Annotated in this window: 15 protein-coding genes; 6 read left to right on the forward strand and 9 right to left on the reverse strand. The window is 64.9% G+C overall.

Features of this window, described 5'->3' with window-relative positions; all coding sequences use genetic code 11:
• Positions 1–561: 561 nt before the first annotated feature.
• The 7 genes from AB4Y36_RS07350 to AB4Y36_RS07380 all read right to left on the reverse strand — a co-directional run bounded on the left by AB4Y36_RS07350 (position 562) and on the right by AB4Y36_RS07380 (position 9,120).
• Complete coding sequence (locus AB4Y36_RS07350) at positions 562–1,533, reverse strand: branched-chain amino acid ABC transporter permease (RefSeq protein ID WP_069264465.1); 972 nt, start codon at positions 1,531–1,533, stop codon at positions 562–564.
• Positions 1,533–2,417 (reverse strand): branched-chain amino acid ABC transporter permease, encoded by an 885-nt coding sequence (locus AB4Y36_RS07355; protein WP_368603729.1) that lies wholly within the window; start codon positions 2,415–2,417, stop codon positions 1,533–1,535. Before AB4Y36_RS07355 ends, AB4Y36_RS07350 begins: the two co-directional genes overlap by 1 nt.
• A gap of 108 nt (positions 2,418–2,525) precedes the next feature.
• Entirely contained in the window at positions 2,526–3,743 is a 1,218-nt protein-coding gene (locus tag AB4Y36_RS07360) for an ABC transporter substrate-binding protein (protein ID WP_069264469.1), read from the reverse strand.
• 118 nt (positions 3,744–3,861) lie between these two features.
• Positions 3,862–4,632, reverse strand: coding sequence for an ABC transporter ATP-binding protein (locus AB4Y36_RS07365; RefSeq protein WP_069264471.1), 771 nt, complete (start codon positions 4,630–4,632; stop codon positions 3,862–3,864).
• Positions 4,629–5,408: an ABC transporter ATP-binding protein gene (locus AB4Y36_RS07370; protein WP_028203291.1), complete on the reverse strand. Its 780-nt coding sequence runs from the start codon at positions 5,406–5,408 to the stop codon at positions 4,629–4,631. The genes AB4Y36_RS07365 and AB4Y36_RS07370 overlap by 4 nt, the downstream gene beginning before the upstream one ends.
• Before the next feature lie 370 nt (positions 5,409–5,778).
• The gene (locus AB4Y36_RS07375; protein ID WP_368682644.1) at positions 5,779–7,482 is read right to left on the reverse strand and encodes a GMC family oxidoreductase; all 1,704 of its coding nucleotides are present in this window, start codon (positions 7,480–7,482) and stop codon (positions 5,779–5,781) included.
• A gap of 114 nt (positions 7,483–7,596) precedes the next feature.
• Entirely contained in the window at positions 7,597–9,120 is a 1,524-nt protein-coding gene (locus tag AB4Y36_RS07380; protein WP_368682645.1) for a CoA-acylating methylmalonate-semialdehyde dehydrogenase, read from the reverse strand.
• A gap of 112 nt (positions 9,121–9,232) precedes the next feature.
• On the opposite strand from AB4Y36_RS07380, the gene AB4Y36_RS07385 reads away from it, so the two are divergent.
• Both AB4Y36_RS07385 and AB4Y36_RS07390 read left to right on the forward strand, forming a co-directional pair.
• Positions 9,233–10,120: a LysR family transcriptional regulator gene (locus tag AB4Y36_RS07385; protein WP_368603732.1), complete on the forward strand. Its 888-nt coding sequence runs from the start codon at positions 9,233–9,235 to the stop codon at positions 10,118–10,120.
• A gap of 206 nt (positions 10,121–10,326) precedes the next feature.
• Positions 10,327–10,851, forward strand: coding sequence for a class IV adenylate cyclase (locus AB4Y36_RS07390; RefSeq protein ID WP_069264482.1), 525 nt, complete (start codon positions 10,327–10,329; stop codon positions 10,849–10,851).
• A 58-nt stretch (positions 10,852–10,909) separates the two neighbouring features.
• Here the strand turns inward: AB4Y36_RS07390 and AB4Y36_RS07395 are convergent, their stop codons facing one another.
• Positions 10,910–11,401, reverse strand: a complete 492-nt coding sequence (locus AB4Y36_RS07395) for an Lrp/AsnC family transcriptional regulator (RefSeq protein ID WP_028203286.1) — start codon at positions 11,399–11,401, stop codon at positions 10,910–10,912.
• A 141-nt stretch (positions 11,402–11,542) separates the two neighbouring features.
• On the opposite strand from AB4Y36_RS07395, the gene phhA reads away from it, so the two are divergent.
• Both phhA and AB4Y36_RS07405 read left to right on the forward strand, forming a co-directional pair.
• On the forward strand, positions 11,543–12,436 hold the full coding sequence (gene phhA / locus AB4Y36_RS07400; protein ID WP_368682646.1) for a phenylalanine 4-monooxygenase: 894 nt from the start codon (positions 11,543–11,545) through the stop codon (positions 12,434–12,436).
• Between the two features lie 86 nt (positions 12,437–12,522).
• On the forward strand, positions 12,523–12,876 hold the full coding sequence (locus AB4Y36_RS07405) for a 4a-hydroxytetrahydrobiopterin dehydratase (protein WP_256094713.1): 354 nt from the start codon (positions 12,523–12,525) through the stop codon (positions 12,874–12,876).
• Between the two features lie 103 nt (positions 12,877–12,979).
• Here AB4Y36_RS07405 and AB4Y36_RS07410 read toward each other — a convergent pair whose 3' ends face one another.
• The gene (locus tag AB4Y36_RS07410) at positions 12,980–13,210 is read right to left on the reverse strand and encodes a DUF3717 domain-containing protein (protein WP_069264749.1); all 231 of its coding nucleotides are present in this window, start codon (positions 13,208–13,210) and stop codon (positions 12,980–12,982) included.
• Between the two features lie 106 nt (positions 13,211–13,316).
• Between AB4Y36_RS07410 and AB4Y36_RS07415 the strand changes: the two genes are divergently transcribed.
• Both AB4Y36_RS07415 and AB4Y36_RS07420 read left to right on the forward strand, forming a co-directional pair.
• On the forward strand, positions 13,317–14,003 hold the full coding sequence (locus AB4Y36_RS07415; RefSeq protein ID WP_027815974.1) for a response regulator transcription factor: 687 nt from the start codon (positions 13,317–13,319) through the stop codon (positions 14,001–14,003).
• A 185-nt stretch (positions 14,004–14,188) separates the two neighbouring features.
• Positions 14,189–15,757 carry a sensor histidine kinase N-terminal domain-containing protein gene (locus AB4Y36_RS07420; protein ID WP_342949159.1) on the forward strand — a complete coding sequence of 523 codons (1,569 nt, stop codon included), beginning with the start codon at positions 14,189–14,191 and terminating at the stop codon, positions 15,755–15,757.
• Positions 15,758–15,826 lie beyond the last annotated feature (69 nt).

A 15,826-nucleotide genomic window follows, 5' to 3' on the forward strand; every position in this document is an offset into this window, starting at 1 on the left:
TTGGCGAGTGTAGCGGTCTGCGTATTCGGATGGCAAGCGCTTTCCATCTGCTTACAGTGAGCAGGATTGCGCGCGCCTTTTGCGTAATGCGCAAACGCTTGTGCAGTGGGCAAAGTGCTGCCGCGCGGCCTGATTTGCGTAATACGGGAAGGGATAATCGGTGCGTGCGAAGGTGCGTAAGTCGCATGCCTCGCAGCGGAAAAAAGATAATCGGCTCGCCGTTGAAAACAGGCGTAGAAATATAAAAAGCGCTGTTGGACTCTCATCCAACAGCGCTTCCTTGTCCGGGCACTTGGTGCCTCAGTTGTCTCCTCGTTCTCCACCTGCAAATTCGGTGCATCAGAACTAAGCGCAACTTTAAACTTCACCCCCCTCTGCAGCAACTAGCATTTACCCTAGTGGTGCAGTGCGGCACCGAAATGGGGCGTGGCGCCGCAGGTTTGTCGCACAACGGGGCGCTGCGGGATGCCGCAGCGCGACGTCCTTGCGCGGGCTATGCCAGCTCGCGCCGACCGGCGATCATTCTATCGCAGTGCAGAGCAGTCCTGGCACGCCAGTTCGTCAAGCGCGCAAGGGCCGCACGCGCGCCACGACCTCGCCGACTATGCCGCGCCGGAACGCCAGCACGCAGGCAATGAAGATGATGCCCGTGACGATCGTTGTGGACTCACCGAGTGAGCGGAACCACTCCACGCCCGTCCCTCTCGCGAGCGCCGTGCCGATGTCGCCCAGCCGGTCCTCCAGCGCGACGATCAGCGTCGCGCCGAGCAGCGGCCCGAACAGCGTGCCCATGCCGCCCACGAGCGTCATGAGGATCACGAGGCCGGACATGGTCCAGTACGCGTCGCCGAGCGTCTCGAAGCCGAGTACGAGCACCTTGAGCGCGCCGGCCAGACCCGCGAGCCCCGCCGACAACACGAACGCGAGCAGCTTGAAGCGGTCGGTGTCGTAGCCGAGCGAGACGGCGCGCGGCTCGTTCTCCTTGATCGCCACGAGTACCTGCCCGAACGGCGAATGCACGATGCGCACGATCAGACCGAACGCGAGCACCATCACGACGAGCACGACGTAGTAGAGCGAGAGATCGGAACCGAGCGAAAGCACGCCGAACAGCTTGCCGCGCGGCACGCCTTGCAGACCGTCTTCGCCGTGCGTGAACGGCGCCTGCAGGAACACGAAGTAGACCATTTGCGCGAGCGCGAGCGTGACCATGGAGAAGTAGATGCCCTGCCGGCGAATCGCGAAAATGCCTACCACGAGCCCGAGGACGGTGGCCACCGCCGTGCCCGCGAGCACGCCCACCTCGGGCGTGAAGTTGAGCGACTGGATCGCGTAGCCTGCCGTGTAGCCCGCGCTCGCGAGAAACATCGCATGGCCGAACGAAAGCAGGCCCGTGTAGCCGATCAGCAGGTTGAACGCCGCGGCGAACAGGGCGAAGCAGAGCACCTTCATCACGAAGAGCGGATAGGCGCCGGCGAACGGCGCGACGATCAGCCCGATCAGCAACAAACCATAGAGCGCTTTTCTTTGCATCATCGTTCCTTGCCGAAGAGACCAGCGGGGCGAATCAGCAGCACGATCGCCATGATTACGAACACCACAGTCGCGGAGGCCTCGGGCCAGAACACCCGCGTGAAGCCTTCGATCACGCCGAGCATGAGGCCTGTGAGGATCGAGCCCATGATCGAGCCCATGCCGCCGATCACGACCACGGCGAACACAGTGATGATCATCGGCTGGCCCATGAGCGGCGAGACCTGGATCACGGGCGCGGCGAGCACGCCCGCAAACGCCGCGAGTGCGACGCCGAAGCCGTAAGTGAGCGTGATCATGAGCGGCACGTTGATGCCGAACGCCTCGACGAGCTTGGGGTTCTCTGTGCCCGCGCGCAGATACGCGCCAAGGCGTGTTTTTTCGATTACGAACCAGGTCGCGAAACACACGGCAAGCGAAGCCACCACCACCCAGGCGCGGTAGTTGGGCAAATACATGAAGCCGAGATTGGTCGCGCCGGCGAGCAGGCCGGGCACATCATAGGGCTGCCCCGACGAGCCGTAGATCGAGCGGAACACGCCCTCCACCACGAGCGTGAGGCCGAAAGTGAGCAGGAGTCCGTACAGATGATCGAGCTTATAAAGCCAGCGCAGCATGGAGCGCTCGATCACGACGCCGAACAGGCCGACCACGAGTGGAGCGACGACGAGCATCGCCCAGTACGGCAGATCGAAGTACGCGAGCCCCATCCACGTGAGCATCGCGCCCAGCATGAACAACGCGCCGTGGGCGAAGTTGATCACGTTGAGCATGCCGAAGATCACTGCGAGACCGAGGCTCAGGATCGCGTAGAACGAGCCGTTCACGAGCCCGAGCAGCAACTGGCTCAGCATTGCCGGAAGCGGAATGCCAAAAATCGTCATGAGAGCCGCCATGAATGCATTAACGGATTACGCAATCATGCCGCGCCCGGCGCACCCACCTCGGGGCGCCGGGCGCGGCATCCGACTGCAGCATTTACGCGCGCGCGCTCACTTCCACAGCGCGCACTTGCTCTCTTGCTTCGTCGTATAGGCCTGCTCGCCCGGGATCGTCTGCAGCACCTTGTAGTAGTCCCACGGCTTCTTCGACTCGGACGGCTTCTTCACCTCGACGAGATACATGTCGTGGATCAGCACGCCGTCCTGGCGGATGTAGCCGCCCTTGGTATAGAAGTCGTTGACCTTGGTCTTCTTGAGCTGCTCCATGACCTTGTCGGAGTCCGTCGTGCCGGCCGCCTGCACCGCTTTCAGATAGTTCGTCACCGCCGAATAGTCAGCCGCCTGCAGTTCGGACGGCATCTTCTTCGTCTGGTCGAAGTAGCGCTGCGCCCACTTGCGCGTGTCGTCGTTCTGGTCCCAGTACCAGCCGGTCGTCAGCACGAGGCCCTGCGTGGTGTCGAGCCCAAGGCTGTGCACGTCGGGCAGGAACATCAGCAGCGCCGCGGTCTTCATCGTCTTGTTGATGCCGAATTCCTTCGCGGCCTTGATCGCGTTGACCGTGTCGCCACCCGCGTTCGCGAGGCCGAGGATCTGCGCCTTCGAGGCTTGCGCCTGCAGCAGGAACGACGAGAAGTCCGACGCCGAGAGCGGATGGCGTACTTCGCCGAGCACCTGACCGCCGTTCGCCTTCACGACGTCCGCGGTGTTCTTCTCGAGCGACTTGCCGAACGCGTAGTCTGCGGTCAGGAAGAACCAGCTCTTGCCGCCCTGCTTGAGCACCGCGAGGCCCGTGCCCTTCGCGAGCGCGACCGTGTCATAGCCGTAGTGGACCGTGTACGGCGTGCACTGCTCGTTCGTCAGGGCGTCCGTGCCCGCGCCCGTGTTGAAGTACACCTTCTTCTTCTCTTGCGCGACCTGGTTCATCGCCAGCGCCGTCGCCGAGTTCGTGCCGCCGAGCAGCATGGTGAGCCCGTCACGGTCGAACCATTCGCGCGCCTTCGAAGCGGCGATATCGGCCTTGTTCTGGTGATCGGCGTACTCGATCTGGATCGGCTTGCCGAGCACCTTGCCGCCGAAGTCCGCGACCGCCATCTTGATCGCCGTGAGGCCGCCCTGGCCGTCGTCGTCGGCGTAAAGGCCGGACATGTCCGTGATGAAGCCGATCTTCACCGCGTCGTCGGCGGCCTGCGCGCTCCCCGCGCTGAACGCCATCGCAGCTGCCGAGGCGGCAAAAAGGCCCGCGAGCCGCGCGAACGTGGTTTTCTTCATTGCAGTCTCCTTCCTTGGTTGCGTAATTATCAGGAATACTCCATGAACATCGGAGGCAAAGCGATTCGCGCGGCGCTCATCTCACGCTCACGTCGCGCGCAAAACCAGATCAAAAAAATTAAACGCCCAGCAGGTCGTGCAGCACCGGCATCTTTCCCTCGAGTTCGGCAGTGCCGAAGTGCTCGACGATACGCCCGTGCTCCATCACGTAAAAGCGGTCCGCGAGCGGCGCCGCAAAGCGGAAGTTCTGCTCGACCATCACGATCGTGTAGCCGCGCGACTTCAGCGTGAGGATCATGCGCGCGAGCGTTTGAACGATCACCGGCGCCAGCCCTTCGGATATCTCGTCGAGCAGCAGCAGGTTCGCGCCCGTGCGCAGGATGCGCGCCACGGCGAGCATCTGCTGCTCGCCACCGGAAAGCCGTGTGCCCTGGCTGTTGCGCCGTTCGGCGAGATTGGGAAACATCGCGTAGATCTCGTCGAGCGACATGCCCTGCGCCAACTTCGCCCCTTTCGTGCCGATGTGCGGCGGCAGGAGCAGATTCTCTTCGCACGAGAGGCTCGCGAAAATGCCGCGTTCCTCGGGGCAATACCCCACGCCGCAGTGCGCGATGCGATAGGTGGGCATCTGGATGGTCTCGCGCCCGCCAATCCGGATCGAGCCCGTGCGCCGGCCGGTGAGCCCCATGATGGCGCGCAGCGTCGTCGTGCGCCCCGCGCCGTTGCGCCCGAGCAGTGTCACGACCTCGCCGCGCCCGACGGACAGATCCACGCCGTGCAGGATGTGCGACTCGCCATACCACGCCTGCAGCCCCGCAATCTCCAGCGCCTTCGCGCTCTCGGTCGCGCCGGCGGCCGCAGTCGTCTCGCGTTCGGTGACCGTATTCATGCGTGCGCCCCCGTAAGGGCTGCGTCCGCACTGCCCATATAGGCCTCGGCGACGAGCGGGTTCTTCGAGACTTCGGCGTAGCTGCCTTCGGCGAGCACCTCGCCGCGCTGAAGCACCGTGATGGTGTCGGAAATGCCGGCAATCACGTTCATGTTGTGCTCGACCATGAGGATCGTGCGCCCGCTCGATACTTTCTTGATGAGCGCCGTCACGCGGTCCACGTCTTCGTGGCCCATGCCCTGGGTCGGTTCGTCGAGCAGCATCAGCTCGGGCTCCATCGCGAGCGTCGTGGCGATTTCCAGCGCGCGCTTGCGGCCATAGGCGAGCTCGACCGTGGGCACATCGGCGAAATCGGTGAGGCCCACCTGCGTGAGCAGATCCATCGCACGATCGTTGAGCTCAGCGAGCGTGCGTTCGCTCTTCCAGAAGTGGTAGGCGGTGCCGAGCGAGCGCTGCAGCCCCACGCGCACGTTCTGGAGCGCCGTGAGGTGCGGAAACACAGCCGAAATCTGGAACGAGCGGATGATGCCGCGCCGCGCGATCTGCGCGGGCCGCTCATGCGTAATGTCGATGCCGTTGAAAACGATGCGCCCCGCGCTGGGCACGAGGAATTTGGTGAGGAGATTGAAGCAGGTGGTCTTGCCTGCGCCGTTCGGTCCGATCAGTGCATGGATCGAGCCGCGGCACACGCGCAGGTTCACGCCGTTCACGGCCGTAAAGCCCTTGAACTGTTTCGTGAGGTCGCGCGTCTCCAGAATCGTGTCGCCGAGAATCATGTCCCCTTCCGAGCGTGGTAAGGCGTAACACTGCAGACCGTCCGTGACTCGTGGTGCACGGTGAGGTCCGGCGCGGACGTGGCGGCGCGCCTCCCGATGCGCGCAACGCGCGCCTGCCGACTTTCGCGTCATTGTCTCGCCAATGATGCAGCGCAATCATTGGGATTTGCACTTAAGGGAGCGCCACAAGGACAGCGAACATTACGACCGGAAGTTGACGACAGTACGATGAAAGATGCCTACACGTTAGGCGCACGATCACCGCAAACCCGAAACTCACAGCCGTACAAAAGCACGCGAGCGGAAGCGCTTGCGCTCTCGTCCCACATAGTCTTCGAATCGACGCTATCTTGCGCGTCGCTCCATGCCCTCAGGCGGTCGTCAGCGTGACACCGGCGGCGGCCTCCGTTTGCGCACGCGCACCCTCGCGGCGGTCGGCGCGCAGCATCTCGGCGGCGCGCTCCGCGATCATCAGCGTCGGCGAATTCGTGTTTCCCGATGTAATGGTCGGCATGACCGAGGCGTCCACCACGCGCAGGCCCTCCACGCCGCGCACACGCAGGCGCGCGTCGACCACAGCGTCGGGGTCGTCGGCGCGGCCCATGCGGCAGGTGCCGACGGGATGAAAAATCGTCGTGCCGACGTTGGCCGCCGCCTCGCGCAGTTGCTCCTCAGTCTGGAACGCAAGCCCCGGCAGAATCTCATGCGGCTGGTAGCGCGCGAGCGCGCCCGAAGCCGCGATGCGCCGCGTGAGCCGTATCGCGTTGGCCGCCACGCGCAGGTCGCGATCGGTCGACAGATAATTGGGCGCGATCGCAGGCGGCTGCGACGGGTCCGCCGACACGGCGTGGATGCTGCCGCGCGACGTGGGCCGCAGGTTGCACACCGAGGCGGTGAACGCGTTGAAGCGATGCAGCGGCTCGCCGAAGCGGTCGAGCGAAAGCGGCTGCACGTGATACTGGAGGTCGGGCCGCGTGAGCGTGGGATCGCTCGGGTCCGATTTCGCGAATGCGCCGAGCTGCGAGGGCGCCATCGACATGGGCCCGCTCTGGAAGAACGCGTACTGCATGCCGATCATCAGCTTGCCCCACCAGTGCGCGGAGGCCGTGTTGAGCGTACGCACGCCGTTCACGCGAAACGCCATGCGCAATTGCAGATGGTCCTGAAGGTTCTCGCCCACACCGCGCAGATCCTGCACGACGCCAATGCCGAGCTGCGCGAGCCGGGCAGCGTCGCCAATGCCGGAAAGCTCGAGCAATTGCGGCGAATTCACGGCACCGGCGCTCAGGATCACTTCACAACGTGCCCGCGCGACGTAGTCGACGTCGCCGCGATACTCCACGCCCACGCAGCGCTTGCCTTCGAAGATCACCCGCTGCGTGAGCGCGCCGGTGACGACCGTGAGGTTGGGCCGCTTCATCGCCGCACGCAAGAACGCCTTCGACGCATTCCAGCGCACGCCGCGCTTCTGGTTCACTTCGAAATAGCCCACGCCGCTGTTGTCGCCGCGATTGAAGTCGTCGGTGGCGGCAATGCCCTGCTCCTGCGCGGCGTGCGCGAACGATTCGAGAATCTGCCAGCACAGACGCTGCTTCTCCACGCGCCATTGGCCACCCGCGCCGTGAAACTCGCTCGCGCCGCCGTGATGATCTTCGCTGCGGCGGAACACGGGCAGCACGCTGTCCCACGACCAGCCGGAATCGCCGGTCTCGCGCGCCCAGTTGTCGTAGTCTTCGCGCTGGCCGCGCATGTAGATCATGCCGTTGATCGACGACGAACCGCCCAGCACGCGCCCGCGCGGGTACGAAAGCGAGCGGCCGTTGAGGCCTTTTTCGGCGGCGGTCTTGTAGAGCCAGTCCGTGCGCGGATTGCCGATGCAATACAGGTAGCCCACGGGAATGTGGATCCAGTGATAGTCGTCCGCGCCGCCCGCCTCGATGAGCAGGACGGAAACGTCCGCGTCTTCGGTCAGGCGATTCGCGAGCACGCAGCCCGCGGTGCCCGCGCCAACGATCACGTAGTCGAATTCGCCTTCGAGGCGGCGCGCGGCCTGAGCTTCGCTCGGTGCAGGCATGATGTGTCTCCAGCGATGACTGCTCTCTTTATGTTGTATTTATGGACTGCGATTACTGCGCCGGACGGCATCGAACGCTTCGGATTCCTTTCGAACCGCCCGGCTCCCGGCCGCCTACTTCGCCACCGGCATGGTGAACTCCGCGCCCTTGGCGATGCTGTCAGGCCAGCGTTGCATGATGCTCTTGTAGCGTGTATAGAAGCGCACGCCTTCCTCGCCGTAGGCATGGTGGTCGCCGAACAGCGAGCGCTTCCAGCCGCCGAACGAGTGCCACGCCATCGGCACCGGAATCGGCACGTTGATGCCGACCATGCCCACCTTGATCTGGCGCGAGAAGGCGCGCGCGACGCCGCCGTCCGAGGTGTAGCACGACACGCCGTTGGCGAATTCGTGTGCGTTGATCAACTCGACGGCGCTCGCGAAATCGGGCACGCGCACGACCGACAGCACCGGACCGAAGATCTCTTCCTTGTAGATCGTCATGTCGGTCTTCACGTCGTCGAACAGCGTGCCGCCGAGGAAGAAGCCCTCCTCATGACCATCCACCTTGTGGCCGCGCCCGTCCACGACGAGCTTCGCGCCCGCCGCCACGCCGGCCTCGATATAGCCCTGCACTTTCGCGCGATGTACGCCCGTGACGAGCGGCCCCATTTCCGAGGCGCCGTCCATGCCGCTGCCGATCTGCAGCGCCTTCACGCGCGGCGAGAGCCGCTCGACGAGTTCGTCGGCGATATGGCCCACGGCCACCGCCACCGAAATCGCCATGCAGCGCTCGCCGGCCGAGCCATAGGCCGCACCGATCAGCGCGTCGACGGCCTGGTCGAGGTCCGCGTCGGGCATCACGACGAGGTGATTCTTCGCGCCGCCCAGCGCCTGCACACGCTTGCCGTGTCTCGTGCCTTCCGTGTAGATGTACTCCGCAATCGGCGTCGAGCCGACGAACGACAGCGCGGTGACGTCCGGATGCGCAAGCAGCGCGTCCACGGCCACCTTGTCGCCATGCACGACGTTGAACACGCCGTCGGGCAGCCCCGCTTCCTTGAGCAGTTCGGCAAGCCGCACCGAAGCGGAAGGATCGCGCTCCGAAGGCTTCAGCACGAACGTGTTGCCGCACGCGAGCGCGATCGGGAACATCCAGCACGGCACCATCATCGGGAAGTTGAACGGCGTGATGCCGGCGACGACGCCCAGCGGCTGGCGCAGATTCCAGTTGTCGATGCCCCCGCCGATCTGGTCGGTGAAATCGGTCTTCAGCAGATTGGGAATGCCGCACGCGAACTCGACCACCTCGATGCCGCGCATCACCTCGCCCTTGGCGTCGGAGAACACCTTGCCGTGTTCGCGCGTAATGAGTTCGGCGAGTTCGTCGTGATGCTGGTCGAGCAGATCCTTGAACTTGAAGAGAATGCGCGCGCGCTTGATGGGCGCCATTTCCGCCCACGCGGGAAAGGCTGCCTGCGCGGCGGCAACGGCGGCGTCGACCTCCGCCACGGTGGCGAGCGGCACGCGCGCGCTCACTTTGCCGAACGCCGGATTGAAAACGTCGCCATGACGCTCGCTCGTTCCCGCCAGCGGCTTGCCGTTGACGAAGTGGGTCAGCATGCGGACGCCGGCTTCGTTTCGATGTGTCTCGCCCATGGGTGTGCCTCTTTTGTCGTGAAGCCTCGATCCAACTAGCGTAATCGCGAGGCTGGGGCGCGATCCAATGATTAATGCTCATCAGCGATATAAGGCGGTTTAATATCAGGATATGGACCTGACCTTGCTCCGAGCGTTTGTCACGGTTGCGCGCGAGGGCAACCTCACGCGCGCGGCCACCCATTTGCATCTCACCCAACCGGCCGTGAGCCTGCAGATCAAGCATTTGCAGGAGGCGCTGGGCATCGCGCTCTTCACTCGCACCTCGCACGGGCTCGCGCTCACGCGCGACGGCCAGGCGCTGCTGCCGCACGCCGAACGCGCGCTCGCCGCCGCCGGCGACGTGCAGCGCGCCGCTGCTGCGCTGCGGCACGAAGTCCGCGGGCGCTTGCGCATCGGCACCATTCTCGATCCGGCGTTCCTGCGCCTCGGCGGCTTTCTGCGCCAGCTCGTCGAAACCTGGCCGCAGATCGAAACGGCGCTGCGCCACGGTATGTCGGGCTGGGTGCTCGACCAGGTGCGCTCGCGCGAACTCGACGTGGGCTACTACATCGGCCAGCCCGTGCCCGACCCCGACACCTTCCACGCCATCACGCTCACGCGCTTCCAGTACCGCGTGCTCGCGCCGGCAGGCTGGAAAGACCGCGTCAAGGATGCGCGCGACTGGCGCGCACTCGCCGCGCTGCCGTGGATCTGGACTCCGCCCGCCTCCGCGCACAATCGCCTGCTCACCACGCTGTTCGAGGCCGCGCACGCCAAACCGGTGAAGGTAGCCGAGGTGGACCAGGAACCGTCGATGCTCGACCTCGTCAAGTCGGGCGTGGGCCTCACGCTCGCACGCGATTCCACGGCCCTCGCCGAAGCCCACGCGCACGGGCTCACCATTGTCGAAGGCGTGACGGTGCCCACGGAACTCACCTTCATCACGCTCGCCGCGCGGCGCGACGAGCCCACCATCGCGGCGGCACTGAAGTCGATCGAAACGCAGTGGGCGATATGAGCCGCGCTCATGAAGACGCGCGCGCCCCGTTCATGTCTGACGTAAGCGCAGGCCTGGTCGCGTAACAGCGCTGTCGCCCAAGTTTTGATAGATTGGGAATCCGCTCCGCGTTTTCGGCACGCCCACGGGTGTGTTCACCCTGCGCGGCGTGTTTCCCCGCTTCTCCCATCGTTCCCCTTGTTCTCTTCGTTCGACAGGAGCCTTGCATGGCCCGCAACATCGAAATCAAAGCCCGCGCCCGTCAATTCGACGCCTTGCGCGACCGCGCTTCCCAGCTCGCCACCGAAGCGCCGCTGATCTTTCGCCAGCAGGACTTCTTCTATGACGTACCGCGCGGCCGCCTCAAGCTGCGCCAGTTCGACGACGGCACCCCGCCCGAGCTGATCTTCTATCAGCGCGACGACCGCGACGGCCCGAAGGCCTCGTACTACACGCGCAGCCCCGTCACCAATGCCGAGGCCATGCACTCGCTGCTCGCCACGGCGCTCACCACGCGCGGCATCGTCTCGAAGGAGCGCCACGTGTATCTGGCGGGCCGCACGCGCATCCATCTAGACCGCGTGGATGGTCTGGGCGACTTCGTCGAACTGGAGGTGGTGCTCGGCCCCGAGGACGACGAGCAAGGCGGCGAAGCCGAAGCGCACGCGGTGTTCGCGAAGCTCGGCGTGGACGAAAGCGATCTCGTCGCGGTGGCTTACGTGGATCTGCTCAATACGGCCAACGCGGCCTGACATCTGCAATTGGCATAGCGGGCCCTTGCGGCCTGCTACGCCTTCCCTCCCACGCCACTCATGCCGCCGGCGCGCCCGGCTCCAGATGCCCGAGCGGCAGCGGCCCGTTGCGCTTGAACGTGGTGAGCACGATGTTCGAGCGCACGCTGTCCACGCCGGGCACGCGCATGAGCTTCTTCATGACGAAGGTCGAGAGCGCGTTCAGATCGGGCGCGACGATGCGCAGCAAATAATCGGCGTCCCCCACCACGGCATGGCATTCGAGCACTTCGGGCAGCACGTCGATCTGCTGCTGGAACTGCTCGATGATCGAATCCCCATGATGCTTGAGCTTGAGGCTCGTGAACGCGGTCACGCCCAGCCCCAGTTTTTCGGGCCGCAGCACCACGCGATAGCCGTCGATCACCCCTGACGCCTCGAGGCGCTGCAGCCGCCTGCCGATCTGCGAGGGCGAGAGCGGCACCTGCTCGCCAAGCTGCTGATGCGTGGCGCGGCCAAAGCGCTGCAGCACGTCGAGCAGCGCCAGATCGAAATGGTCGAGTTCAAGCATGAATGGAGTCCGCATTAATTGACTGTATTGCGCTCGATTATTGCATACACCAGCCGTAACCCATGGAGTACGCGCACATCCCGCGCGCCATCCGCTCTAGACTTGCATGACAGCAAGCCTTTTTAGTGGAGCGTTACGAACATGGTCGCCGCGACCGCGAAACTGCAGGAGCAGTTCGACGCGGGTCTCACCACCCGCCCCGATTTCACGATCGACCAGCCGCGCGAGCGCTACGGCGCGGCCGATCACGCCGTCTGGGACCAGCTCTACCGGCGCCAGCGCGCCCTGCTCGAAGGCCGCGCCTGCGACGCCTTCATGGAAGGCGCGTTGCGCATCGGCCTGAACGTTGCCCACGTTCCGTCCTTCGCGCAGGTGAGCGAGCGCCTGATGGCTGCAACCGGATGGCGCATCGTGGCCGTGCCGGGTCTCGTGCCCGAGCGCATCTTCTTCGAGCATCTGGCGAACCGGCGCTTTCCGGTCACCTGGTGGATGCGCAGTCCCGACCAGCTCGACTATCTGGAGGAACCCGACTGCTTCCACGACCTGTTCGGCCATGTCCCTCTACTCACCGACCCCACTTTCGCCGATGCGATTCACGCCTATGGCCGCGCTGCGCTCGGCGTCGAGGAGCGCGCATTGCCGTTGCTCGCGCGGCTCTACTGGTACACGGTGGAGTTCGGTTTGATGCGCGATCCGAGTGCACCCTACGGCGTGAAGATCTACGGCGCCGGCATCGTCTCGAGCAAGGGCGAGACGCTATACAGCGTGGAGAGCGCGGCGCCCAACCGGCTCGCGTTCGACCTCGACCGCGTGCTGCGCACGCGCTATCGCATCGACACGTTCCAGAAGACCTACTTCGTAATCGACTCGTTCGCGCAGCTTTTCGACGCGCTGGGCGCGGGCATTGCTTCGCGTCTGGCTGATCCGGCGGCGCTCATCGCGGTGCAGCCGCACGCGGCCGGCGACGTGCTGCAAAGCGACACGATCATCACGCGCGGCACGCGCGAGGGCTGGCTCGACGACGGCGACGTCTGAACGACATGCGGGCTTTGCGCCGCAGCACGCGCGCGTTCCTTGATGCGAGCGCTCGCACGCGTGCCCCATACGTGAAAAAATGGCTGATCGGCTCACGGCGCACGCCGGGCCTCAAGCTCAATACAGGTGCAATGATGATCAACCGACTCACATCCGAAGAGCGCGCATCCGAACTCGCCGACCTGCGCGGCTGGCAGGCCGTCGCCGGCCGCGATGCGATCCAGCGCCATTTCCGCTTCGCCGACTTCAATGAAGCGTTCGGCTTCATGACGCGCGTCGCCATCAAGGCGCAGGAGATGAACCACCACCCCGAGTGGTTCAACGTCTACAACCGTGTGGAGATCACGCTTTCCACCCACGAAGCCGACGGCCTCACCTCGCGCGACATCGAACTCGCGCGCTTCATCGACTCGATCGCGCCGGGGCCGCTCAGCGCATAAGCAGCGGTACTAATCATGGGTACGCTGTGCGCACGGCGAGTGCACACAGCGAGCGCACAGCGCGCCGTGAAAGCATAATGCAGGGTGCGGGGCCTTCAAACCTTCAGCTTTGAAGGCTATTCTTGATGGATACGTAAGACTCCCAGGCAGCGCGGGCAATCGGGTCTAAACGTTCCGGTGATATGGTGTTCTGACGCTGTACAATCAGCAGCGCATAAGGCTTGGAGAGCGCACTTGCCTCCTGGCACAACGCGAGTTCATCGCCAATCGAAGGCGAGCGGTTGCGCCAGAAGTTGATCGCGGCTTCGAGTTCGGTGATTGAAATATCGGACATGTGGATCGTGATCGCGCAACCGTCGGGCTGTGCCTCGAGACCAGCAAGCGACGCTTCGCGAACTGCGTGCCTGAACGCTAAAACCCATTGTACTTGAGCGAATCCCATGCGACTCCTTCTGATCGAAGACGACCGCCCTATCGCACGCGGTATCCAGTCCAGCCTCGAACAAGCCGGCTTTACGGTCGACATGGTCCACGACGGCATCTTCGCCGAACAGGCCCTCACGCAGAATCGCCATGAGCTCGTGATCCTCGATCTGGGGCTGCCGGGCATCGACGGCATGACGCTGCTTTCGCGCTTTCGCCAGAGCAACCGGCATACGCCCGTGATCGTGCTCACCGCGCGCGACGAACTGAACGACCGCGTCCAGGGCCTGAATTCCGGCGCCGACGACTACATGCTCAAGCCGTTCGAACCGGCCGAACTCGAAGCGCGCATTCGCGCCGTGATGCGCCGCAGCGGGCCGCACGGCGACGTGCCGCGCCCCGAAGTGTCGCTCGGCGGCGTGCGCCTGTCGGGCGTCGATCGCCGCATCTTCAACGACGACAAGCCGCTCGAACTCTCGCCGCGTGAGTTCGCGGTGCTCGAAATGCTGCTGCTGCGTCACGGCCGCGTGGTGAGCAAGGCGCAACTGCAGGACCACCTCACGCACTTCGGCGGCGACCTCGGCGACACCGCGATCGAAGTCTACGTGCACCGGGTGCGCAAGAAGCTGGAAAACTGCCGTGTCGAGATCGTCACGGTGCGCGGCTTCGGCTATCTGCTGCAGGAAATCCGCCAGGCGGCCTGATCCGCCTCGTTTTTCTGGGCAGCCAGCGGCGGCGGAGCAATCCGCCGCCGTTTGCGCTTGTAAGCGCCGGCTTCTGGCGTCTCACTGGCGCATCAGCCGCCACGCCCGCGGCCCGCGTACAATGGATCGGTCCCGTGCCGCGCACGCCGCCGCACCTACGATTCATCATTCGCCCCGAAGCCATCATGCCCTCACCTGCCGCGACGAGCCTGCGGCGCACGCTGCTACGGCGCCTCGCCGCCCCGCTTTCGCTGCTCGCGCTGATGAGCGGCCTGATCGCCTATTGGCTCGCCTGGCAGTACACGCAGCACGTGGTCGACCGCTCACTCGCCGACCTCGCCACGGCCATCTCCCGGCAGATCCAGATCGCCGGCGACGATGCTGCCAATATCGTCCCACCGCTCGCCCAGGCGATGTTTTCCGACCCCGTCGAGGACCTCGTCTATCGCATCAGCAACGGCGAAACGGAAATCGCGGGCGACCATGACCTGCCGCTGCAGGGCACCAACGTGCGCCGCATGCACTACGCGTACGTGTTCGAAACGATTTATCAGGGCGTAACCGTGCGTGTCGCCCAGGTGCGCGTGCCGCAGGCGCATGGCAATCCGATCGTCGTGGAAGTCGGTCAGCCGGTGCACCATCGCTTTCGCATCGCGGCCGAGTTTCTGGTCGCGATCATGATGCCGTTGCTGCTCCTGCTGCTCGCCGGCTGGGTCATCGTGTGGCGCGTGGTCAACCAGCAGCTCAACCCGCTCACCGCGCTCGCCGACTCGCTCAACCGCCAGACGCACACGTCCCTCGAACCGGTGGACGAGACCTACGTGCCCGTCGAGATCCGTCCGCTCACGGGCGCGCTGAACGCGCTGCTCGGCCGCCTGAAGACCGCGCTCGACGCGCAGCGCAAGTTCATCGCCGACGCCGCCCATCAGCTGCGTACACCGCTCACGGCGGTGAAGCTGCACGCCGAGCAGGCCGTGAACGCGCGCGAGCCGCAGAAGGTCACCGACGCGGTGCGCGAGCTGCGTGCGGCCGCCGACCGCGCGGTGCGTCTGTCCAATCAACTGCTTTCGCTCGCGCGTGCGGAGCCGGGTGAACAGGCTGCGCGCTTCGTCGATATCGACATGGCCGCGCTCGCCTTCGAAACAGGCGCCGAGTGGGTGCCGCGGGCGCTGGCGAGCCACGTCGACCTCGGCTTCCAGCGCCTCGACGATCCCGAAAACGACACGCCGTTGATGGTGCGCGGCAACCCCGTGCTGCTGCACGAGGTCATCGCGAATCTGCTCGACAACGCGCTCAAGTATTTGCCGCCCGTGCGTCTCGAAGGCGCGCGCATCACCGTCACCGTTTCGCAGTCCTCCGCGGACGGCGTGCCGATGGCCGAGATCGTCGTGGAAGACAACGGCGGCGGCGTGCCCGCTTCGCAGCAGGCGGATCTCTTCAAGCGCTTCTTCCGCGGCGACGGTCAGAGCGAAAGTGGTGTCGATAGCGGCGCGGGCTTGGGCCTCGCGATCGTCCACGACATCATGACGCTGCACCGGGGAAGTGTGCATTACGAAGATGCGCCCGAAGGCGGCGCGCGTTTCATCGTGCGTGTGCCGCTCGCGCATCGCGGCATCCCTGGCGGCAAGGACGCCAAAGACCGCAGTGACAGCAAGGAGGCCGCCGCCTTCGAGGCCGCCCACCTGCATACGGTCGAGGCCGGCGAGGCGCCGCGCGAGAAGAAACCGAGCCACCAGGCGAGCATCGATCTCTGACGCTGCAGGTGCCGGGAAAACGACAAGGGCCGCTCATGCGGCCCTTATGCTTGATACGGTGCGACGCGC

This window comes from Paraburkholderia sp. BR10936 (assembly GCF_040965735.1).
GTDB lineage: Bacteria > Pseudomonadota > Gammaproteobacteria > Burkholderiales > Burkholderiaceae > Paraburkholderia > Paraburkholderia nodosa_A.